This window comes from Microcoleus sp. MON2_D5, assembly GCF_036701905.1.
Taxonomy (GTDB): domain Bacteria; phylum Cyanobacteriota; class Cyanobacteriia; order Cyanobacteriales; family Microcoleaceae; genus Microcoleus.
The window spans coordinates 1-3,436 of the sequence record NZ_JAUBRM010000199.1; the positions used below are offsets into that span (position 1 = coordinate 1).

Sequence of the window (3,436 nt, forward strand, 5' to 3'; positions counted from 1 at the left end):
TAATTAATCCGAAACATCTTAAAAACTGGTTTACTAATTGCTGCTACTGTACCTCATAACATCCGGAAGTGCTATATCTCAGTAAAAAATAGGCAGACATCCTGGGTACAACAAATTAACGTTTATTCTCAACAAAGGGCTGGTCAGTCTCAACAGCCGGAGCTTTTAAACTCTCTGGGGGTTGGATTAACCGCAAGCAGGCAACTCAGGCTGTAGGTCGGTTAATCGGGGAAACCAGTCATTTGCAGCATACTGAAGCTAGGCGGAGATACACAACAAAGCTGACAAGAAGTACCAGAAAAGCAACGCATTAAACCAACGAAACTACTTATGACACTTGGCAAGCTCGAACTCATCATTAAAATTAACGAACTTCCTACCAACGTAGAGACTAACAAAGACAACTGGAAAACCTTTGAGCTTGACTGTGACAGTCGGGTAGTGTCCGTTAGTGTTAAGCCAAAAATATGAAAGAAGCTTGAGGACGCTGCTGCCAACTATCCCATGTGGGTGGCTGCTATTGGTGGCAAGATGGGTGAATCAACCCCTAACGGCTTTGTGCTATTAGACCCAAGCATTCAAGTCTTTGAGAAAAAACCGAAGGAACCTAAACCTGAAGCAGAGCAGTTCGATCGCCCGTCCTAAGCCACACTCCGGCAATTGGCGATCGAGCTTAACGAATTCTGCCGGCGACTTCGCGTTTTTGAATTGGTGAAGGGGCAACCACTACCCGATTTTGCCAGCGAGATTGGCTGCCAGAACTGGGCACAGTTTTTTCTCAAATATGTGATTTCTCACCCTGCTCTAACCTGCGCGATTCCCGCGACCACAAACCCAGATCACGTTGCTGAGAATATGGGGGCATTAAGAGGATCGCTACCCGATAATTCAATGCGTACCCGGATGGTGAAACATATGGAAAGCCTTCCCGGTTTTGACAACCTTCTCCAAACGTCCTGGTATCCTGGCAAGAAGTTTAACGGGTTGGTTCGCCTGCCAAATCCACGTCCAATCGGTTGAGATGGAGTATATGTTATGCCGCCTAGATATCTGCTTTCCCTGTTTGTTTTGACCTTTTCGGTTAGTGCGTTATGGTCGCCTGTACTCAGTCAAACGCAAAGCCAGTTGCCGTATTGGACTAAAGCTGCACCGCCAACGGTAGCTCGACAAGAGCTTTATCCAGAAGTTCTGAATGGAAAAATTTACGTAGTCGGCGGTTTACTGAGCCCAAACACTGAGTTTTCAGATCATTTCGAGTCTTACGATCCTATTAAGGATACATGGACAGTATTGAGACCGCTACCTGAAGCACGCCATCACATTACGCTGTCGGCAGTCAATGGTTTGCTCTACGGTGTTGGCGGTTTCACAGGTGGGTTTCCGGACTGGCGGGCACAGCCGACGATGTTTATATACAATCCTGCCTCTAATACCTGGACTAAGGGTATTGACCTGCAAGTAGCTCGCGCAGAGGGCATATCTGCCGTGGTCGATCGTAAAATCTACCTGATTGGCGGGCGCGTTCGAGCCACTGAAGATGCTCGGCTGTTCAATGACCACATCGACAGCGTGCGAAACGAAGTCTTTGATCCGACGACCCAGCGCTGGTCAGCCCGTGCCAATGCACCAACCCCGCGAAACAGTGCAGCGTCAGCCGTGATTGATGAAAAGATCTACGTCGTTGGTGGTCGTAAGTTTGTCAAGAATGCTGATGGCACTACGCGCCAAGTCAATGTGCCAAATCTTGAGGTCTACGATCCGAAGCACGATCGGTGGGAGACGCGATCGTCGATGCCTCAAGCCAGAGGTGGTCTGGCTGCGACCTCGCTCAACGGCAAGCTTTACGTTTTTGGCGGCGAACAGTGGGTTCCAGAGCAGAAAGTCTTTGCCGAAAGTTGGGTGTATGACCCGAAAACCGATGGCTGGGAAGCATTACCGCCCTTGCCAACCCCACGACATGGATTAGGGGCATCGACTGTTGGCAACCGCATTTTTGTGTTTGGTGGCGGCACCAAAACAGGCGGAAATGCAGCGACAGCGATCCACGAAGTGCTGGTGTTGCCCACTCAGTGAGCGCATCTTTTTTAATAAACTTAAGTCACAGTAAGAAGGCTATACCGCTTTGCTAGCGATCGCGTTATGGGAACGGCTGGTCAACAGTCAAGACTGTTTATGCAACTGTTATAGCCGCCTGCCCGTCCGGCTGAGGACACTTACAGCAGTGTGTCACGCGCTTGAAACTATTTGATGACCTTAGCGATTCTAGGCTCTGGCTCAGGATATGCCTCAAACGTGCTTCGGTAGTATAGACGAATCGGATGAGTGGGCAGCTATCAGATCCCCGATTGCCTCAAAATACTCATTTGTTACACCATGCGCTGTGGGATGTTTTGCGATGACGAAGAGCGTAGAACCATTAGCACCAGATTGAAAGCCATTCTTATGAGTGCTGAAATTGGCTCCCTCTGCAATCGCTCTCCACCACTGCTGGTACCAAGCATCTAAACTGTAGAACACAACGGCACGCGGCTTGTATTTCAAGACTCGATGCCGGATGTGGTCGGCGCGTTGAGCAGCATAAGATTCTCGGTAAACCTGTCTCTCCAGAAGTTGTGGAAGCTGTGAGTAATCGGAGTACAGCCATATACCAGCACTGGGCGAAGGTAACGGGAGCAGCTCTAGCAGGCAAGTTTCTCCACCCTCTCTCGCTAACTGCTGTCCCTGATATTCTCTAACCTGATCACGTGTGGCTTCCTGTCCTTTTGCTTTCAGTAAACTTCGGATCAATTTCCCCCAAACGGGCTGTATGTTCGGGTGTTGACCGAAGCATTTGGTGAATCCAAATGCTTGGTGATACTCAAAAACGTCTTCCAGTTCTCTACATCCACGTCGAGACCAAGCATTTAAACGCTGCAAAGCATCTTCAATAGTTCCCCCGCCTCCCTCCTCTTTACCAACAAACCAAAAGTCTCCGTGATAGTTGCCATATCCATAGAATATATGGATGTATTTCTCCAGCAATTGATCGTCAAGCATAGTGAACCCTTGAATTCATCGCACCCTTATCCCAACCAGCAAGTATTCAATGTAGCGACAAGGGTTGGGGGCGGTAACGATAGTGATATCTTTCATTTTTGAGCTTCTTTTAGTTATTCAGCAAGCCCTAGATAAAGATCATGGAACTTACGCAAATGTCACACTTAAGTCAACTTGCATGGTATGTCAGACCTCGTTGTTATCGGGCGATTATCAAATGTTTAAGGTTTCGGGCAACCCTACAAATTGTGCCAGTTGCGTAAGTTTGGCATAAAAAACAGCATACCCAGAACCCGCAGCACTTACAGCAGAATTCAGGAGTCAAGAGCGTTGCCCTGACGAATGGTATAACAGCGAATAGTCAGAATTAGTTTGTGCTTTTTTATGTAAAAATACTGAT

4 protein-coding genes are annotated in these 3,436 nt (G+C 48.1%); 3 read left to right on the forward strand and 1 reads right to left on the reverse strand.

Annotation, left to right across the window (positions count from 1 at the left end; translation table 11 throughout):
* The first annotated feature begins 330 nt into the window (after positions 1-330).
* The 3 genes from QUA47_RS30485 (at position 331) to QUA47_RS30495 (ending at position 2,073) form a co-directional block, all read left to right on the forward strand.
* Positions 331-471: a hypothetical protein gene (locus QUA47_RS30485; protein ID WP_333433573.1), complete on the forward strand. Its 141-nt coding sequence runs from the start codon at positions 331-333 to the stop codon at positions 469-471.
* A 33-nt stretch (positions 472-504) separates the two neighbouring features.
* A complete protein-coding gene (locus tag QUA47_RS30490) occupies positions 505-645 on the forward strand; it encodes a hypothetical protein (protein WP_333433574.1) in 141 nt (46 codons plus the stop codon).
* A gap of 390 nt (positions 646-1,035) precedes the next feature.
* Entirely contained in the window at positions 1,036-2,073 is a 1,038-nt protein-coding gene (locus QUA47_RS30495; protein WP_333433575.1) for a Kelch repeat-containing protein, read from the forward strand.
* A gap of 213 nt (positions 2,074-2,286) precedes the next feature.
* On the opposite strand, the gene QUA47_RS30500 is transcribed toward QUA47_RS30495, so the two are convergent.
* Positions 2,287-3,036, reverse strand: coding sequence for a hypothetical protein (locus tag QUA47_RS30500; RefSeq protein ID WP_333433576.1), 750 nt, complete (start codon positions 3,034-3,036; stop codon positions 2,287-2,289).
* Positions 3,037-3,436: the final 400 nt, after the last annotated feature.

Excerpts from the sequence above, each read along its gene's own strand:
- QUA47_RS30485 (WP_333433573.1), top strand. The coding sequence starts at position 331 with ATGACACTTGGCAAGCTCGAACTCATCATTAAAATTAACGAACTTCCT.
- QUA47_RS30490 (WP_333433574.1), top strand. The coding sequence starts at position 505 with ATGTGGGTGGCTGCTATTGGTGGCAAGATGGGTGAATCAACCCCTAAC.
- QUA47_RS30495 (WP_333433575.1), top strand. The coding sequence starts at position 1,036 with ATGCCGCCTAGATATCTGCTTTCCCTGTTTGTTTTGACCTTTTCGGTT.
- QUA47_RS30500 (WP_333433576.1), bottom strand. The coding sequence starts at position 3,036 with ATGCTTGACGATCAATTGCTGGAGAAATACATCCATATATTCTATGGA.